The sequence below is a fragment of the Halpernia frigidisoli genome, assembly GCF_900113805.1.
GTDB lineage: Bacteria > Bacteroidota > Bacteroidia > Flavobacteriales > Weeksellaceae > Halpernia > Halpernia frigidisoli.
This window is the reverse complement of the sequence record NZ_FOQT01000001.1, coordinates 413,109-428,821: the sequence shown is the minus strand read 5'-3', so window position 1 is coordinate 428,821 and position 15,713 is coordinate 413,109. Positions and strand designations below refer to the sequence as shown.

Below are 15,713 nucleotides of genomic sequence, written 5' to 3'. Positions count from 1 at the left end.
ATAAATAGAGAAAATCAAATTTAAGATAATTTAAACTATTTTTGCAATGTTTTGAAAGTGACACTCAATAAAATCATCACATTTCCCTTGGTAGTTTTAATTAAATTCTACCAGTATGCCATTTCACCATGGCTTCCAAAAAATTGCCGATATGAGCCTACCTGCAGTCATTATATGATTGAATCGCTTAAAGTTCATGGTCTTTTTTATGGTTTTTATTTGGGTGTGAAAAGAATTTTACGCTGTCATCCATGGGGTGGAAACGGTTACGATCCCGTTCCGCCAAAATTTAATTTAAAAAAACAGATTTAGAATGTTCAAATTTTTAGTTACAACGTGGGATCCTTCCACTGGCATACATTTAGGTCCGGTTACACTGCATTTTTATAGTTTAATGTTTATTTTGGCTTTTGGTCTTGGTTACGTGATCATGACGAAAATTTACCGCATTGATAATGTCAACGAAAAATATGTAGAACCTTTTTTTACCTGGACTTTGGTGGGAACGATTCTGGGCGCAAGACTTGGACATGTTATTTTCTACCAACCCGAATTATTTAAACAGGATTTTTGGTCTGTTTTTTTACCAATAAGAACAAAACCAACATTTGAATTTACTGGTTTTTCCGGTTTAGCAAGTCACGGAGCAACAATTGCATTAATCTTCACTACACTTTGGTATTCTTTTAAAATAATTAAAAAAAATCCATTCTGGGTTTATGATAGAATCGGAATCGTAGTTGCTTTGGGCGGTGCATTTGTAAGAATTGGAAACTTTTTCAATTCCGAAATTATCGGAAAACCTACTCCTCCGGGATCAATTTTTGCTGTATTATTTCCACAGCAAAGTTCTGAATACGGACCAATTGTACCAAGATATCCGGCGCAGTTGTTTGAAGCAACAGGCTACTTTTTACTGTTTGTCCTTTTATGGATATTATATCGCTATACAAACAAAAAATACCAGCAAGGTTGGTTATTTGGATTATTCTTCATTATCCTTTGGGCAGTTAGATTCTTTGTAGAGTTCTTAAAAGAGCCACAAGGTGATGAATTTATACATTTTGCAGGTTTAAATACTGGTCAGGTTTTATCCATTCCATTTATGATTGCAGGTGTTGTTATTATGATATACTCAAAAAATAACCGAATTACTGCAGAAGAATCTGCAAAACCTGAATAAATCGCTTTAAATACTAGAAAAATATATTTTTTGGAATGTTTTTAGTATAGTAAAAAGAAATACTAAAAAATGTTTATTAGAAAAGGTTGTGGTAAAGGATTTACATATAAAAACTTATTTGGAAAAACTGTTAGCAAGGAAACCCGAATTTGGATTGAATCATTAATAATTCCACCTGCCTGGAAAAATGTCGAAATTTCCGAAAATCCTGAAGAAAAAATTTTAGTCACAGGTCGTGATGAAAAGAATCGCAAACAATATATTTACAACAAAAAATTCCGCGATGAGCAGAATTTAAAAAAGTTCGATAGAATTGTAAATTTTGCTGAAAATCTTGAGCATATGCGCCGAGTGACCGGACAACATATGCGAAAAAGGAAACTTACCCGGGAGAAAGTTTTGGCAACAATGCTTCGCCTAATGGACGCTGCTTATTTCCGACCAGGAAGTTCGAGATATACGAAGGATAATAAAACTTATGGTTTAACGACGCTTAGAAGCAAACATTTAACCATAGAAAATGACGAACTTATTTTTTCTTACACAGGAAAATCTCATAAAGAGCAGGAAAGACACGTTATTGACGCGAAGATTGCAAAAATCGTAAAGGCGCTTGATGAAATGCCAGGTTATGAAGTATTTAAATATTTAGATGAAAACGACAATATTATCGACGTAACAAGCAATGATTTGAATGCTTATATACATGAGGTGATGGGCGATGATTTTTCCGCTAAAGATTTTAGAACCTGGGGAGGAACGATGATGGCGGCGATCGCTTTGGATGAATTTGGCGCAGTAGAAGAAAAAGATCAAAAAGAACTTGATAAAAGAATAAAAGGCGCCATCATAAAAGTTTCAGAAAAACTTGGTAACACACCTTCCGTAGCAAAAAGTTCTTACATAGATCCACGTATAATAGAAGCTTATACCGATGGAGAAACAATGACCTATTTTAAAAAAGAAATAGAAAAAATGCTCAAAAATTGTGAAAATCTTTCAGGAGAAGAGCTTGGCGTATTATGTTTATTACGTGCAAGATTAAAAAAATCTTAATCCTGAATATATTTAAATACTTTTCCTATTTTTTTAATCAGATCAACAGGCAGCAAAGATTCTTTGCTGCTTTTTTCTGCAGCAAAATCTCCGGCTTTTCCATGAAGCCAAACTCCAAATATTGCTGCATTCTTTGATGAATATTTTTGACTTAAAAGAGATGTTAAAATGCCCGTTAATACGTCCCCACTCCCACCTTTTGCCATACCACTATTCCCTGTTATATTATAGAAAACATCTTGTTGCGGCGTAATTATCTGCGTGTGGTGGTCTTTTAAAACAATAATTAACTTTAATTCTTTTGCCATTTTTAAAGCTAAATCTGTCCGATCAAACGAATTTTGAGTGATTCCGAATAAACGTTCAAACTCTTTTGGATGAGGCGTTAATATTGAATTTTCCGGGATTGACTTTAAAATAGATTTGTTTTTTGAAATTATATTTAAAGCATCAGCATCGATAACCAAAGGTTTTGTTTGATTTTTAAGGAAATTTAAAACACATTTTTCTGTTTCCTCATCTGTTCCTAAACCTGGACCGATTCCGCAAACTGCATTTTTTGGAAGTTCAATATTTGTAATATGATTTTCTCCGCCATTTATAAACATCGCTTCAGGTGCTGAAGTTTGTAAAATGAAATTTCCACATTCGGGCGAAATTGTAAAAATTAAGCCGCTTCCACTTCTCAATGCTGCTTTTGTGGCTAAAACTGCGGCGCCAATTTTACCATGACTTCCAGCGATTATCACAGAATTTCCAAAATTTCCTTTATTTGAAAAATCGTTCCTTTTCTTGTAAATTGATATTATCAAAATATCATCTATGATAAAATTTCGACTTATTTCGCTATCAATTATTTTATGAGAAAGTCCGATATCTAAAATCTTTATTTCGCCGCAAAACTTTCCTGTTTCTGGATATAAAAAAGCTTTTTTCCAAAATTGAAAACTGACGGTTTTATCAGCTTTAAAAATGATAAAATCATCCGGCGTTATTTCATCTGAAAACAATCCGGAAGGAATATCTACAGCAATTTTTATGGCGTTAATTTCATTTAAAATATTTACTAATTCTCCGGATTTTCCTTCTATTTTTCTATTTAAACCAATTCCGAATAGCGCATCAATAACGAGGTCATTTTTATCAATTTTAAATTTTTCTACTTCCGAAAAATCATTGATAGAAATATCTTTGATTTTCTTTAAATCATTAAAATTAATTTTAGCATTTTCTTTAAAATTTAAATTCTCTAAATCACAAAAAATTTTTACATTAAAAAATTCATAATGCAGCAGTCGCGCTAAAGCAAATCCATCGCCGCCATTATTACCGTTTCCGCAAAATATAAAAACCTTTTCACAGTTTTTGTAATCTTCAATAATTTGAGATTTCAACGCTTCTGCTGCGCGTTCCATTAAATTTAAAGAGTGAATTTTTTCAATTTTAATGGTTTCCTCTTCAATTTTTAAAATTTGTTCAGAAGTAAATAATTTCATTGGTTTAAAATATTTAGTTCAAATTTAGATAAATTAAATAAGAGGAATTTTTTAAAATTAGAAAGTTTAGCTTTGACTTTTAAAACTACTTTATGCAAAACTTAAATTATCCTTTAGACTTAAAATTTAAAATCACAACGCTTGCAAATGATTTTACAATGACGGACAGCAATGGTCAAAATCTGGCTTACGTGCGATCCAAAATTTTTAAATTAAAAGATGATGTTCAGGTTTTTAAAGATGAAAGTAAAACTGAAATTTTATATACAATAAAAGCCAATCAATGGCTGGATTTTAATGCATCGTTTTCAATTACAGAAAATAATGGGGATATTTTGGGAAGTGTTTCCAGAAAAGGTATAAAATCTTTTTGGCGTGCAACTTATAATGTTTTAGATATTCAAAAAAATATCATATATACAATCACAGAAGAAAACCCATGGATCAAATTTTTTGATGGTTTAATTGGCGAAATACCTCTGATCGGTCTATTCACCGGCTATTTTTTGAATCCGACTTACCTTGTTAAAGATAAAAATAATACAATTTTATTAAGGCTAAAAAAAATGCCATCTTTAATAGGAAGGCGATTTCAAATTTCAAAAACCTCTGAAATTAATGAAAAAGATGAATCTTTAATACTATTAAGTTTAATCATGTCGATATTGCTCGAAAGACATAAAGGCTAAATGTGACATTTTCAAATTTTTATTTATTTTAAGACCATTTCAAAAATTATTTTATATTTACTGAAATAAAATAAAAAACTATGGGACTTGTAAAAGAATTTAAGGATTTTGCCTTTAAAGGAAATGTTGTAGATCTGGCTGTTGCCGTTATTATTGGTGCAGCTTTCGGAAAAATCGTAACCTCTTTAGTGGAAGATGTCATCACGCCTTTATTGCTAAATCCTGCGCTGAAAGCGGCTGGTGCAGAAAATATTTCAAAACTGGAATGGAACGGTGTCACTTACGGTAATTTTTTATCGGCCGTGATTAGTTTTATCTGTATCGCGATCGTTTTATTTATGATCATAAAAGCGGCAAATAAAATTAAAGGACCGGAAGAAGTTGTCGCTCCGGCAGGACCAACTGAAGATCAAAAATTATTAATGGAAATTAGAGATCTTCTTAAAAAATAAATTAGAAATTACTCATAAAAAAAACGTCTCATATTTTAATGAGACGTTTTTTTATTTATTTAAAATTCTATTGATTTTGCACAATACTTGCAATTTGTTCTGCCAAAGAAATACCTATTCTATCTTGTGCTTCTTCCGTTGCCGCGCCAGTATGAGGCGTCAAAGAAATTTTTGGATGATTTAGAATTTCCTGTGACGGCGTTGGTTCATTTATAAAAACATCCAAACCTGCGAACGATATTTTACCGGAATTTAACGCTTCTAAAAGTGCGTTTTCATCAATAACACCGCCACGTGAGCAGTTAATAATTGCTGCATTATCTTTCATAATATCAAATTGCTCCTTGCCGATCATGAAACCGTCCTTCTGCGCCGGAACATGTAAAGTGATAAAATCTGCATGTTGCAAAACGCCCTGCAAAGGTTCAGTTTCGATATCAACATTTATGAACTGGTTGTTGTAAAATTTCACTTTTATGCTTGCTCTACCAATTTGGTTATCTGCCGCGATCACTTTCATACCAAGACCTAAGGCAATTTTCGCCACTTCCTGACCAATTCTGCCCATTCCGATAATACCGATGGTTTTGCCACGAAGTTCTATTCCTGCTTCAAAATTTTTCTTAAGTTTTGCGAATTCTGTATTACCTTTTAAAGGCATTTCGCGGTTTGATTGCTGTAAAAATCTTGCGCCTGAAAATAAATGGGCGAAAACCAATTCAGCCACAGATTCCGAAGAAGATGAAGGTGTGTTTATGACGTGAAGTCCTTTTGATCGGGCATAATCAACATCAATATTATCCATTCCTACTCCACCGCGACCAATTATTTCTAAACCCGGACAGGCATCAATTAATTCTTTTCGAACTTTTGTTGCACTTCTGACAAGCAAGGTTTTTATGCCTTCTTTATTTATGTAATCTACCAATAAATCTTGCGTAATTTTTTCAGTAAAAACTTCAAAACCTTTTTCTTCCAGAGCAACAATTCCCGAAGGATTTATGCCATCATTTGCTAATATTTTCATGAAATATTCTTTAATTTATTTAAAATAATTAGTCTTTAAAAACTTCTATACTTACATTTTTCTCCACAAGATCGGTAAATTTACCTTTGTATCTCGTTGCTTTTACTAAATGATTATCGATCCAATGGTAATTTCCACCGCGAGGTTTTCCGCAAAGTACGCTGTGGTATTTAAAACCGTTTTTATCTAACCAATCGATTGTTATTTGTTTTAAAGCCTCAGTTCTGGAAGTAAAAAAACAAATTTGATGGCCTTCGTCATACCATTTATTGATTGTCTCAAGCGCATCCAAATAAGGTTCACAATCTACCATTCTTTCCGGCTCTTCATTTGGGATATCATCGGTAATTGTACCGTCAATATCTATTAAATAATTTTTAATGCCACCTTTTAATGAAGGGCTCAAATGTTCTGTGTATTGTAATTCCATAACTTTATTTGAAAGTGCAAAAGTAATCAATTTTTGTTAAATATTTTTTGCCTGTTGGTGGACTTTTAGTTAAAAATAAATACCAATTTTTTGATCAACTAGCGCATATTCAAAGTTTTACAAAAACATTATTATCTCATTTTAAATTATTAAATTTGAACCTTACAAATATGGAAGAATTAGTAGTTTTAGTGACGCCGGAAGATCAGGTTTTAGGGCAAATGGAAAAAATGAAGGCGCACGAAACGGGTCTTTTACACCGTGCCTTTTCTGTATTTTTATTTAATGAAAACGGCGAAATGCTTTTGCAAAAAAGAGCCGCTAAAAAATACCATTCGCCGGACCAGTGGACAAACGCCGTTTGTTCTCATCCGAAAGTAAATGAAACTTATCTCGAGGCTGCTAATCGCAGGTTGAATGAGGAACTTGGAATTTCCACAGTTTTAAATGAAAAATTCAATTTTATTTACAAAGCGGAAGTCGGCCAAAATCTTTGGGAACATGAACTTGACCATGTTTTTGTGGGGAAATTTGAAGGCGATTTTAATCTGAATGAAGATGAAGTGTCTGAAGTTCGGTACATTTCTATGAATGATCTGGAAATAGAAATGACTGAAAAACCGGAACATTTTACGGAATGGTTTAAAATAATCTTAAAGGAATATAAAGAGCATCTTTAAAAGTTTTCGGACAAAAAAATAAAATTTCAAAAATAGCCCCGATTGAAATGGAAATCCTTTTTATTTTTTGAAAAAAAAAGAAAAAGATTGGAATGGAAAGCGGGAAGACTATTCGAAAAATGCACAGATTTTGTGCTTCAAAAATTAAAAATTAAGTAAAAAATATAGAAATGAGTAGAACTGCATTATACGATAAACACGTGGAATTGGGCGCAAAAATGGTAGATTTTGCCGGTTTTGAAATGCCTGTAACCTATTCCGGAATCAACGATGAGCATTTTGCCGTGCGCAAAAAAGTAGGGATTTTTGACGTTTCTCACATGGGACAATTTTTTGTGGAAGGCAAAAGCGCAAAAGATCTTTTGCAGTTTACGTGCAGCAATAATGTTGAAAATCTAGAAAACGGAAAGGCGCAATATACCTGTTTGCCGAACGGAAATGGCGGTATTGTGGATGATTTGATCGTCTATAAAATTGCGGACGACAAATATTTTTTGGTCGTAAATGCTTCAAATATTGACAAAGATTTTTCTCATTTCCAAAAATACAATGAGAAATTTGGTGCTGATTTAAAAAATGTTTCTGACCAAATGTCTTTGATCGCAGTTCAAGGACCGAAAGCAACTGAAACCTTGCAAAAATTAACAGAAACAAATTTATCTGAAATTCCTTATTACCATTTTGCGATGGGGAAAATAGCAGGAATTGAAGAGGTAATTATTTCAAACACGGGTTATACTGGGAGCGGTGGTTTTGAAATTTATTTTAAAAATGAAAACGCCGTAGAAATTTGGGAAGCTTTGACAAAAGCAGGCGAAGAATTTGGCTTAATTCCTTGTGGTTTGGCTTCGCGAGATACTTTACGTCTTGAAAAAGGTTTTTGTCTTTACGGAAATGATATTGATGATTCTACTTCGCCATTGGAAGCAGGTTTAGGTTGGATCACGAAATTTGACAAAGATTTTGTGGACAAAGAATTTTTAGCAAAACAAAAAGAAGAAGGTGTTTCTAAAAAGTTAGTTGCTTTCGAAATGCAGGAAAAAGCAATCCCAAGACACGATTATGAAGTCGTAGATTCCGAAGGAAATGTGATCGGCAAAGTGACATCAGGAACAATGAGTCCAATGAAAAAGATCGGAATTGGTTTGGCTTATGTCGCAAAAGATTTTACAAAAGTTGGAAGCGAAATTTTTGTTAAAATCAGAAATAAAGATATTCCGGCGAAAGTTGTGAAATTGCCTTTTGTTTAAGATTTTATTCTCAAAAATAATAAAGCCAGTTAAAATTTTAACTGGCTTTTTTCTTTACTTTTTTCTAAATCAATTATTTAAAATACTCAATTAAATTTTCAACATTTTTCTTTTCGTTTCCAACAAAAATCTTTTCATCAGTCACAAAAACCGGACGTTTCAAAAAACTGTAATGTTCTAGAATCAAATTTTTAAAATCTTCTTCTGTTAAATATTTTACGTCAATTTCTCTTGATTTTATTTGTGTTGATTTTTTGCTGAAAAGTGCTTCGTAAGAATTTGTTTGTTTATATAAATCTTCCAGTTCTGCTACTGTAATATTCTCAGATTTTAACTCACGAAGTTCCCAATCTGAAAGATCAAACTGGTTCATTATTTTTTTGCAAGTGCTGCAGGTTTTTAGGTAGAATACTTTTTTCACAAAATTTTAGTTCTTTTAAAACAATTCATTTGGTCTTTTCGGTAAAGCAATATTCAGGTGTTTATAAGCTTTTTCAGTCACTTCTCTTCCACGCGGCGTTCTAATAATAAAACCTTCCTGAATTAAAAATGGTTCATAAACTTCCTCCAAAGTTTCGGGATTTTCGCCAATTGAAGTGGCTAAAGCAGAAATTCCTACTGGTTTTCCACGAAAATTTTCAATCATGACGCGCATAATTTTGTTGTCCATATCATCCAATCCAAATTCGTCGACGTTTAGAGAGTCAAGCGCGAATTTTGTGATTTTTATTTCAATCTCGCCGTTGCCTTTTATTTCAGCAAAATCACGAACTCTACGTAATAATGCGTTTGCAATTCTGGGAGTTCCACGGCTTCTTCGCGCAATTTCGATTGCCGCATCTTCATAAATTTTTGAACCTAAAACTCTCGCACTTCTTTCAATGATCATTGATAAAAGTTCAACCGTGTAATATTCTAATCTTGATTGAATTCCAAATCTTGCAAGCATTGGTTTGGTCAGCATTCCACTTCGCGTTGTTGCGCCAATTAAGGTAAATGGATTTAAACCAATCTGCACACTTCTCGCATTTGGCCCACTTTCGAGCATGATGTCGATTTTATAATCTTCCATTGCAGAATACAAATATTCTTCAACAATTGGCGAAAGGCGGTGGATTTCATCAATAAAAAGAACATCGTTTTCCTCTAAATTGGTTAAAAGTCCTGCTAAACTTCCGGGTTTATCTAAAACCGGTCCGGAAGTTAATTTGCATCCAACGCCCAGTTCATTGGCAATAATATGCGCCAAGGTTGTTTTTCCCAAACCTGGTGGACCATGTAAAAGTACATGATCAAGCGCGCCACCACGATTTTTCGCGGCTGCGACAAAAACTTCAATATTATCAAGGGTTTTTCTTTGTCCGGCAAAATCCTGGAAACTTTGCGGACGAATTTTTTCTTCCAAGATCAGCTCATCATCACTGAAATTGTCTTTATCCGGGTGTAAAAAATCTGACATTTATTAGATTGATATCATCCAAAGGTAATATAAATCCGTTAAAATTTCTTATAATTGGCGTGGAAAAAATATCAATGAAAACACTACTTAAACTATGAAATTTAAAATTTTAATATTTACTTTTTTACCGTTAATATTTTTCGCTCAAATGAAAACCGATCGCCCGGGATTTGCAACCGCCACAGATATTGTGAGCAAAGGAAATTTGCAAAGCGAAAATGGCCTTAATTATCTTCATGACAACGATGAATTTAGTTCAGATCACCTTTTCCGATATGGTGTTGCGAAAGATTTTGAACTTCGTTTGGAAACCAATCAAAATTATGACGATGCTGAAAACAGTACTTATACTTTCTCAGGAAAATATAATTTTTTGAATGGAAGCGATTCTTCTCCAGCCCTCACTTTTATTGGGATTTCAGATTTTAAAATAGAAAATTATTCCGCTTTTTTAGCTGCAAATCAGTCTCTTTCTGATAAATTTAATTTACAAATAAATAGTGGTTATAAAAAAGAAGACCATTTTAATTATCTCTTTATGATCACCAATTTGGGTTATTCAATTTCAGATAAATGGTCATTATTTGCAGAATATTATGGCAATTATACCGCAAAAGATTCACCAGATCACAATGCAGATTTTGGACTTTCTTACACGCCTTCCAATCGTCTGGAGTTTGATATTTCTGCAGGAAGCTCTTTAGATAATATTTCCAAAAATTATTTTATAAATGCCGGATTTTCATTCGCCCTATTTAAATAATCAAAATATTAAATTTTTAAAAATCACTAAGATTAAGTAAAAAGCTTTAAATAAATTTTTCTAAAATATCGAAAGATTTACGCAAAATTTTTAAACCTAGATCTTCAAATTTGTAATACTTTTGCAAAATTATGCTCGCATCCAATCAAAGACAGAGAATTGCACTTTCTGCCTATTTTCTTTTATCCGGAATCTGCTTTTCGTCTTGGGCATCCAGAATTCCAACTATTAAAACCAATTTTAATCTTTCCGCGGAAGATTTAGGAAATTTGTTGATGATTTTACCTGCAAGTGCGATTATCGGAATTCCACTTTCCGGTTGGCTTGTTGCAAAATATGATAGTAGAATTCCGCTTCAAATTTCAAGTCTGTTTTTTTTAATTTCACTTTTTTTAATTGGATTTGCTCAATCTTTAGCCGTGATTATTTTTGCACTTTTCTTATTTTCACTTTCATTAAGGATCATTAAAATAGCCATAAATACGCAGTCGATTTCCGTGCAGGAAAAATTTGATAAAAGAATTGTCGGTTCTTTCCACGGAATTTGGAGTATCGGCGGAATTTTAGGCGTTCTCTTTTCAACGTTAATGATTGAGTTTCAAATCTCAATTTTTTGGCATTTGTTATGGATCTCAATTTTTGGATTTGCGATAATCTTAATTTCCTTTCCTCATCTAATTAAAAATGATAAAGCCAAAACAGGTAATAATTTTAAATTAGAAAAACCGAGCAAATATATTTCACTTTTAGGATTGATTGCATTTTGCGCCGCAATTTGCGAAGGTGGAATGTATGACTGGAACGGTGTTTATTTAAAAGAAATCGTGAAACAAGAAGTTTTCACCTACGGTTATTTACTCTTTATGGTTTGCATGACGATCTCGCGTTTATCCATTGACAAATTAATGGAGAAATTTAATATGCAAACACTTTATTTTGCCGGTTCATTTTTAATTATGTTTGGTGTTTCTATTTCGATAATCTTCCCGACTTTATGGACGGTTTTAATTGGATTTTCTATGGTGGGATTTGGCGTTTCCGGGCTTTATCCGATGACCTTTATTCTCGCTGCAAAAGCAAAAAAAAAATTCCACAGCGATTGTTATTTCAATTATCAGCACTTATTCTACCGTCGGCATGTTTTTAGGACCACCAATAATTGGCTATCTCGCTCATGCATTTGGGTTACAAAAAGCATTTATCACCTTTATAATTGGAGGTTTTATGTTTGTGCCATTAAGCAAAATGGTTTTTGATCATTTAAAAAATGTGGAGAATTCAAAAAGTTAATGTCATTTAATTTTGGTATTTTTAAAAATCATTTCAGTTTAAAAATTGAATAAAAATTTACGATGAAATTAATTGGTCAATTCAAACAACTTGTTACTTTAAGAAATCTTCCTTTGCGTGGAAAATTATCAGATAATCAGCTAGAAATTATCGAAAATGGCGGAATTTTAATTGAAAATGGTTTAATTAAAAAAGTTGCTGAATTTGAAGTTTTAAAGGAAGAATTAGAAAATAATAAGATAAGTTTTGACTTAGAATTAATTGAAAACGAACAAATCTGTCTGCCTTCTTTCGTAGATTCCCACGCATATTTTATTTGGTGGAAACCGTTCCAACGATTTTGCTCTGCGAAATGCCGGAAAAACTTATCTTGAAATTGCCGAACAAGGCGGCGGAATCTGGAGTTCGGTTTTACATACTCGCGAAGAATCAGAAGAAGAACTTTTAAATAAATTATTAGAAAGAATTCAGTCTCTTTTAAATATTGGCATTTCAACAATTGAAATAAAAAGCGGTTACGGTTTAAATATTGAAAATGAATTAAAAATGTTGCGGATCATTAAAGATGCGCAAACAAAATCGCCTGCAACGTTGATTGCCACTTGTCTTGCAGCGCATTTAAAACCAAAAGATTTTGACGGAAATAATGAAGATTATCTAAATTATATTTTGATCGAAATTTTACCAAAAGTAAAAGAAGAAAATTTAGCAAAAAGAGTCGATATTTTTATAGAAAAAACGGCTTTTCAACCGGATGAAAGTCGAGAGTTTCTTTTAAAAGCCAAAGAAATGGGTTTTGAAATTACGGTTCACGCAGATCAGTTTACTTCGGGAAGTGGAAGATTAGCAGCAGAAATTGGTGCAAAATCGGCCGATCATTTAGAAGCCACAATTGATGATGATATTGATTTCATTGCAAAATCAGAAACTGTTGCAACCGCACTTCCAGGCGCAAGTTTAGGTTTAGGCGAAAAGTTTACACCAGCAAGAAAATTACTTGATGCAGGCGGAATTTTAGCCATTGCAAGTGACTGGAATCCGGGTTCTGCGCCGATGGGAAATTTAATTACACAAGCCTCAATTTTAGCCACTTATGAGAAGTTAACCACAGCAGAAGTTTTGGCGGGAATGACATTTCGCTCTGCTCATGCTTTGGGCTTAAATAATATTGGAAAATTAGAAGAAAATTTTAAGGCAAATTTTGTAACTTTCAGAACAGATAATTTTCAAAATATCCTTTACAATCAAGGAAGTTTAAAAATGGAAAATCTTTACATTAACGGAAATAAAATTTAGATAAAATGGCAAATTTAGAAGTGTGGGAAGTTTTTATACAGACAAAACCCGGCTTATCTCACAAACACGCAGGAATTGTGCAGGCCGCAACGGCGGAAATGGCGCTTCAAAATGCGCGCGATGTTTACACAAGAAGAATGGAAGGAACGTCAATTTGGGTTGTTCCAAGTAAATATTTGGTGACTTCAGAAGGCGTGGATAAAGAAGCATTTTTTGATCCGGCGGACGATAAATTATACCGCCATCCGACGTTTTACGAGATTCCAAACGATGTGAAAAATATGTAAAAAGACTTTTAGATGTAAGATAATAGACTAATAGACATAATGTTAGTGTATTGAAAATCTATCATCTATCCGTCTATTATCTACAAATCTAATTTATGAAATCACTTACAAAATATACTTTAAAACTCGCCGATGACACGTTGATAATGGGTCAAAGATTGGCGGAATGGTGCGGAAAAGGGCCTTATTTAGAGGAAGATATCGCACTCACCAATATTGCGCTTGACTATTTGGGACAATCTAATAATTTTTATAAATACGCTGCTCAACTTATTGGCGACGGAAAAACCGAAGATGATTTGGCATTTCTACGTGTTGAAAAAGAATATTTAAACGCGCAATTTGTAGAATTACCAAATGAAGATTATGCGCAAACGCTACTAAAAGTTTACTTTTTTTGTACTTATCAAAAGTTGCTTTATGAAAATTTAAGCAAAAGTTCAGATGAAATGTTTTCTGCTTTGGCTCAAAAATCTTTGAAAGAAGTAAAATACCATTACACGCATTCAAAAACGTGGATGAATGTTTTTTCTACCGGAACTGACGAAAGCAAATCTCGATTGGAAAAGGCTTTAGAAAATATTTGGGAATATACGGGCAGTTTATTTGATGAAACTGAAGACGAAGAAAATTTATTTGAATTGGGAATTATTCCTTCATCAAAAGCCCTTTTCACTGAATGGAAATCATTAATTAAGAAAGATTTTGCTGAGTTTAATTTAGAATTTCCAGAAGCAGAATTTATGCAAAAAGGTTCACGAAAAGGCATTCACACGGAATATTTTGGTTTTATTCTTTGTGAATTGCAATATATGCAAAGAACTTATCCGGGTTGCACTTGGTAAAAATTAATGTAGAAATTAAGAAGTGTAACAGTGTAACAATTTTAAAAATTACCTTTTACATTCAGAAAATTAAATATTGTTAACTGTTAAACTGATACATTGTTAAACTTATTAGAATTACTTTCCCAAGTTCCAGATCCGGAAATTCCGGTGATTAATATTGTCGAATTGGGAATTGTGCGCGGCGCAAAAATGCTTTCCGAAGATGAAGTGGAAGTTATAATCACTCCTACTTATTCGGCATGTCCTGCGATGTTTAGTATTGAGGAAGATATTATTAAATTACTGAAAGAAAATAATTTAAAGCCAAAAGTTACAACACAGATGTTTCCAATTTGGACAACGGATTGGATGACGGATGAAGCACGGGAAAAATTAAGAGCGTACGGAATTACACCGCCGGAAAAAGGTGAAGGTGAAAGTCATTTGCATATTCCCAAAAAATGTCCGCGTTGTGGTTCTGAAAACACTAAGGAATTAAGCAGATTTGGTTCTACATTGTGCAAATCTTCTTTTCAATGCAATGATTGTTTGGAACCTTTTGATTATTTTAAATGCCATTGAAAACAAGTAAAAAGTAAAAAATATGTTCTCGCAGATTTTCCAGATGTCGCAGATTTATATTTTAAAATAACTATAAAAAATCTGCTTAATCAATAAAATCTGTGACAGATTTTTTTTGTAAAGATTATAAGAAAACTACGATTTATGTACACACAGTTAGAAATACAAACACTTTTAGAAGGCAAACTTCAGGTCGCCTATCTTAATCAGCCGGAAACTTATAACAGTTTAAATAAAAATTTATTAACTGAGTTGCGAAATTTCATCAACGAATGTAATGAAAGTGAAACAGTGCGTTGTATCGCAATTTCTGGTCGTGGAAAAGCATTTTGTTCGGGTCAAAATTTGAAAGAAGCACTTTCAATGAGCGATGATATGGAAGACGACCGTTTTATCCAAAGAATGGTGATTGATTACTATAATCCGCTGGTTAAAGATATTTCAGATGCGAAAAAGCCGGTAATTTCTTTAGTAAATGGACCCGCAGTTGGAGCCGGAGCTATGCTCGCGCTGATCTGTGATTTTACTTTGGCCACGGAAAGTTCTTACTTTTCACAGGCTTTCGTGAATATTGGTTTAATTCCAGATACAGGCGGAACTTATTTTTTGCCAAAACTTTTAGGCAGACAACAAGCCAATTATTTAGCATTTACAGGTAAAAAATTATCAGCCGCAGAAGCCAAAAGTTCAGGATTAATTGCGGATGTTTTTTCCGACGAAACTTTTGAAAATCAGGCGCTTGAAGTTTTAACTCAACTTTCAAATTCACCGACTGCTGCAATTGCTTTAACTAAAAAAGCATTTAATAAATCCTATTCTAATTCTTTACAAGAACAATTGGATATTGAAGGAATTTACCAACAGGAAGCGGCAGAAACCGAGGATTTTAAAGAAGGTGTTGCGGCATTTTTAGAAAAGAGAAAACCGAATTATAAAGGAAAATAAT

18 protein-coding genes and 1 pseudogene are annotated in these 15,713 nt (G+C 33.1%); 14 read left to right on the top strand and 5 right to left on the bottom strand.

Annotated elements, in window-relative coordinates; genetic code table 11:
* Positions 1-51: 51 nt before the first annotated feature.
* The 3 genes from yidD to BM238_RS02070 all read left to right on the top strand — a co-directional run bounded on the left by yidD (position 52) and on the right by BM238_RS02070 (position 2,239).
* A complete protein-coding gene (gene yidD, locus BM238_RS02080) occupies positions 52-312 on the top strand; it encodes a membrane protein insertion efficiency factor YidD (protein ID WP_090078519.1) in 261 nt (86 codons plus the stop codon).
* Between the two features lies 1 nt (position 313).
* Positions 314-1,183 carry a prolipoprotein diacylglyceryl transferase gene (gene lgt / locus BM238_RS02075; protein WP_090078518.1) on the top strand — a complete coding sequence of 290 codons (870 nt, stop codon included), beginning with the start codon at positions 314-316 and terminating at the stop codon, positions 1,181-1,183.
* Between the two features lie 69 nt (positions 1,184-1,252).
* Positions 1,253-2,239, top strand: coding sequence for a DNA topoisomerase IB (locus BM238_RS02070; RefSeq protein WP_090078517.1), 987 nt, complete (start codon positions 1,253-1,255; stop codon positions 2,237-2,239).
* Here the strand turns inward: BM238_RS02070 and BM238_RS02065 are convergent.
* Positions 2,236-3,735 (bottom strand): NAD(P)H-hydrate dehydratase, encoded by a 1,500-nt coding sequence (locus tag BM238_RS02065; RefSeq protein ID WP_090078516.1) that lies wholly within the window; start codon positions 3,733-3,735, stop codon positions 2,236-2,238. The genes BM238_RS02070 and BM238_RS02065 overlap by 4 nt on opposite strands.
* 92 nt (positions 3,736-3,827) lie before the next feature.
* Here BM238_RS02065 and BM238_RS02060 point away from each other — a divergent pair, with 92 nt between their 5' ends.
* Positions 3,828-4,424: an LURP-one-related/scramblase family protein gene (locus BM238_RS02060; RefSeq protein WP_090078515.1), complete on the top strand. Its 597-nt coding sequence runs from the start codon at positions 3,828-3,830 to the stop codon at positions 4,422-4,424.
* An 80-nt stretch (positions 4,425-4,504) separates the two neighbouring features.
* On the top strand, positions 4,505-4,876 hold the full coding sequence (gene mscL / locus BM238_RS02055) for a large conductance mechanosensitive channel protein MscL (protein WP_090078514.1): 372 nt from the start codon (positions 4,505-4,507) through the stop codon (positions 4,874-4,876).
* 67 nt (positions 4,877-4,943) lie between these two features.
* Here mscL and BM238_RS02050 read toward each other — a convergent pair whose 3' ends face one another.
* Complete coding sequence (locus BM238_RS02050) at positions 4,944-5,903, bottom strand: D-2-hydroxyacid dehydrogenase (protein ID WP_090078513.1); 960 nt, start codon at positions 5,901-5,903, stop codon at positions 4,944-4,946.
* A gap of 28 nt (positions 5,904-5,931) precedes the next feature.
* Entirely contained in the window at positions 5,932-6,333 is a 402-nt protein-coding gene (locus BM238_RS02045) for an LNS2 domain-containing protein (protein WP_090078512.1), read from the bottom strand.
* Between the two features lie 170 nt (positions 6,334-6,503).
* Here BM238_RS02045 and idi point away from each other — a divergent pair, with 170 nt between their 5' ends.
* Positions 6,504-7,013, top strand: a complete 510-nt coding sequence (idi, locus tag BM238_RS02040) for an isopentenyl-diphosphate Delta-isomerase (RefSeq protein WP_090079090.1) — start codon at positions 6,504-6,506, stop codon at positions 7,011-7,013.
* 170 nt (positions 7,014-7,183) lie between these two features.
* A complete protein-coding gene (gene gcvT / locus BM238_RS02035) occupies positions 7,184-8,263 on the top strand; it encodes a glycine cleavage system aminomethyltransferase GcvT (protein ID WP_090078511.1) in 1,080 nt (359 codons plus the stop codon).
* A gap of 73 nt (positions 8,264-8,336) precedes the next feature.
* Here gcvT and BM238_RS02030 read toward each other — a convergent pair whose 3' ends face one another.
* Both BM238_RS02030 and ruvB read right to left on the bottom strand, forming a co-directional pair.
* A complete protein-coding gene (locus BM238_RS02030; RefSeq protein ID WP_090078510.1) occupies positions 8,337-8,684 on the bottom strand; it encodes an arsenate reductase family protein in 348 nt (115 codons plus the stop codon).
* A 15-nt stretch (positions 8,685-8,699) separates the two neighbouring features.
* The gene (gene ruvB, locus BM238_RS02025; protein ID WP_090078509.1) at positions 8,700-9,722 is read right to left on the bottom strand and encodes a Holliday junction branch migration DNA helicase RuvB; all 1,023 of its coding nucleotides are present in this window, start codon (positions 9,720-9,722) and stop codon (positions 8,700-8,702) included.
* 94 nt (positions 9,723-9,816) lie between these two features.
* Here ruvB and BM238_RS02020 point away from each other — a divergent pair, with 94 nt between their 5' ends.
* From BM238_RS02020 to BM238_RS01990, 7 genes and pseudogenes are all read left to right on the top strand, one after another.
* A complete protein-coding gene (locus BM238_RS02020) occupies positions 9,817-10,485 on the top strand; it encodes a transporter (RefSeq protein WP_090078508.1) in 669 nt (222 codons plus the stop codon).
* 131 nt (positions 10,486-10,616) lie between these two features.
* Positions 10,617-11,741: an MFS transporter gene (locus BM238_RS02015; RefSeq protein WP_233741895.1), complete on the top strand. Its 1,125-nt coding sequence runs from the start codon at positions 10,617-10,619 to the stop codon at positions 11,739-11,741.
* Positions 11,742-11,837: 96 nt separating this feature from the next.
* Positions 11,838-13,071 (top strand): annotated as a pseudogene (hutI, locus tag BM238_RS02010) (imidazolonepropionase).
* Between the two features lie 5 nt (positions 13,072-13,076).
* Complete coding sequence (gene paaB, locus BM238_RS02005; RefSeq protein WP_090078507.1) at positions 13,077-13,358, top strand: 1,2-phenylacetyl-CoA epoxidase subunit PaaB; 282 nt, start codon at positions 13,077-13,079, stop codon at positions 13,356-13,358.
* 95 nt (positions 13,359-13,453) lie between these two features.
* Entirely contained in the window at positions 13,454-14,203 is a 750-nt protein-coding gene (gene paaC / locus BM238_RS02000; RefSeq protein ID WP_090078506.1) for a 1,2-phenylacetyl-CoA epoxidase subunit PaaC, read from the top strand.
* Positions 14,204-14,302: 99 nt separating this feature from the next.
* On the top strand, positions 14,303-14,767 hold the full coding sequence (paaD, locus tag BM238_RS01995) for a 1,2-phenylacetyl-CoA epoxidase subunit PaaD (RefSeq protein WP_090078505.1): 465 nt from the start codon (positions 14,303-14,305) through the stop codon (positions 14,765-14,767).
* A gap of 144 nt (positions 14,768-14,911) precedes the next feature.
* Positions 14,912-15,712 (top strand): enoyl-CoA hydratase/isomerase family protein, encoded by an 801-nt coding sequence (locus BM238_RS01990; protein ID WP_090078504.1) that lies wholly within the window; start codon positions 14,912-14,914, stop codon positions 15,710-15,712.
* Position 15,713 lies beyond the last annotated feature (1 nt).

Excerpts from the sequence above, each read along its gene's own strand:
- BM238_RS01990 (WP_090078504.1), top strand. The coding sequence starts at position 14,912 with ATGTACACACAGTTAGAAATACAAACACTTTTAGAAGGCAAACTTCAG.
- lgt (WP_090078518.1), top strand. The coding sequence starts at position 314 with ATGTTCAAATTTTTAGTTACAACGTGGGATCCTTCCACTGGCATACAT.
- gcvT (WP_090078511.1), top strand. The coding sequence starts at position 7,184 with ATGAGTAGAACTGCATTATACGATAAACACGTGGAATTGGGCGCAAAA.
- paaC (WP_090078506.1), top strand. The coding sequence starts at position 13,454 with ATGAAATCACTTACAAAATATACTTTAAAACTCGCCGATGACACGTTG.
- mscL (WP_090078514.1), top strand. The coding sequence starts at position 4,505 with ATGGGACTTGTAAAAGAATTTAAGGATTTTGCCTTTAAAGGAAATGTT.
- BM238_RS02050 (WP_090078513.1), bottom strand. The coding sequence starts at position 5,903 with ATGAAAATATTAGCAAATGATGGCATAAATCCTTCGGGAATTGTTGCT.
- BM238_RS02045 (WP_090078512.1), bottom strand. The coding sequence starts at position 6,333 with ATGGAATTACAATACACAGAACATTTGAGCCCTTCATTAAAAGGTGGC.
- BM238_RS02060 (WP_090078515.1), top strand. The coding sequence starts at position 3,828 with ATGCAAAACTTAAATTATCCTTTAGACTTAAAATTTAAAATCACAACG.
- BM238_RS02015 (WP_233741895.1), top strand. The coding sequence starts at position 10,617 with ATGCTCGCATCCAATCAAAGACAGAGAATTGCACTTTCTGCCTATTTT.
- BM238_RS02070 (WP_090078517.1), top strand. The coding sequence starts at position 1,253 with ATGTTTATTAGAAAAGGTTGTGGTAAAGGATTTACATATAAAAACTTA.
- BM238_RS02065 (WP_090078516.1), bottom strand. The coding sequence starts at position 3,735 with ATGAAATTATTTACTTCTGAACAAATTTTAAAAATTGAAGAGGAAACC.
- ruvB (WP_090078509.1), bottom strand. The coding sequence starts at position 9,722 with ATGTCAGATTTTTTACACCCGGATAAAGACAATTTCAGTGATGATGAG.
- idi (WP_090079090.1), top strand. The coding sequence starts at position 6,504 with ATGGAAGAATTAGTAGTTTTAGTGACGCCGGAAGATCAGGTTTTAGGG.
- BM238_RS02020 (WP_090078508.1), top strand. The coding sequence starts at position 9,817 with ATGAAATTTAAAATTTTAATATTTACTTTTTTACCGTTAATATTTTTC.
- paaB (WP_090078507.1), top strand. The coding sequence starts at position 13,077 with ATGGCAAATTTAGAAGTGTGGGAAGTTTTTATACAGACAAAACCCGGC.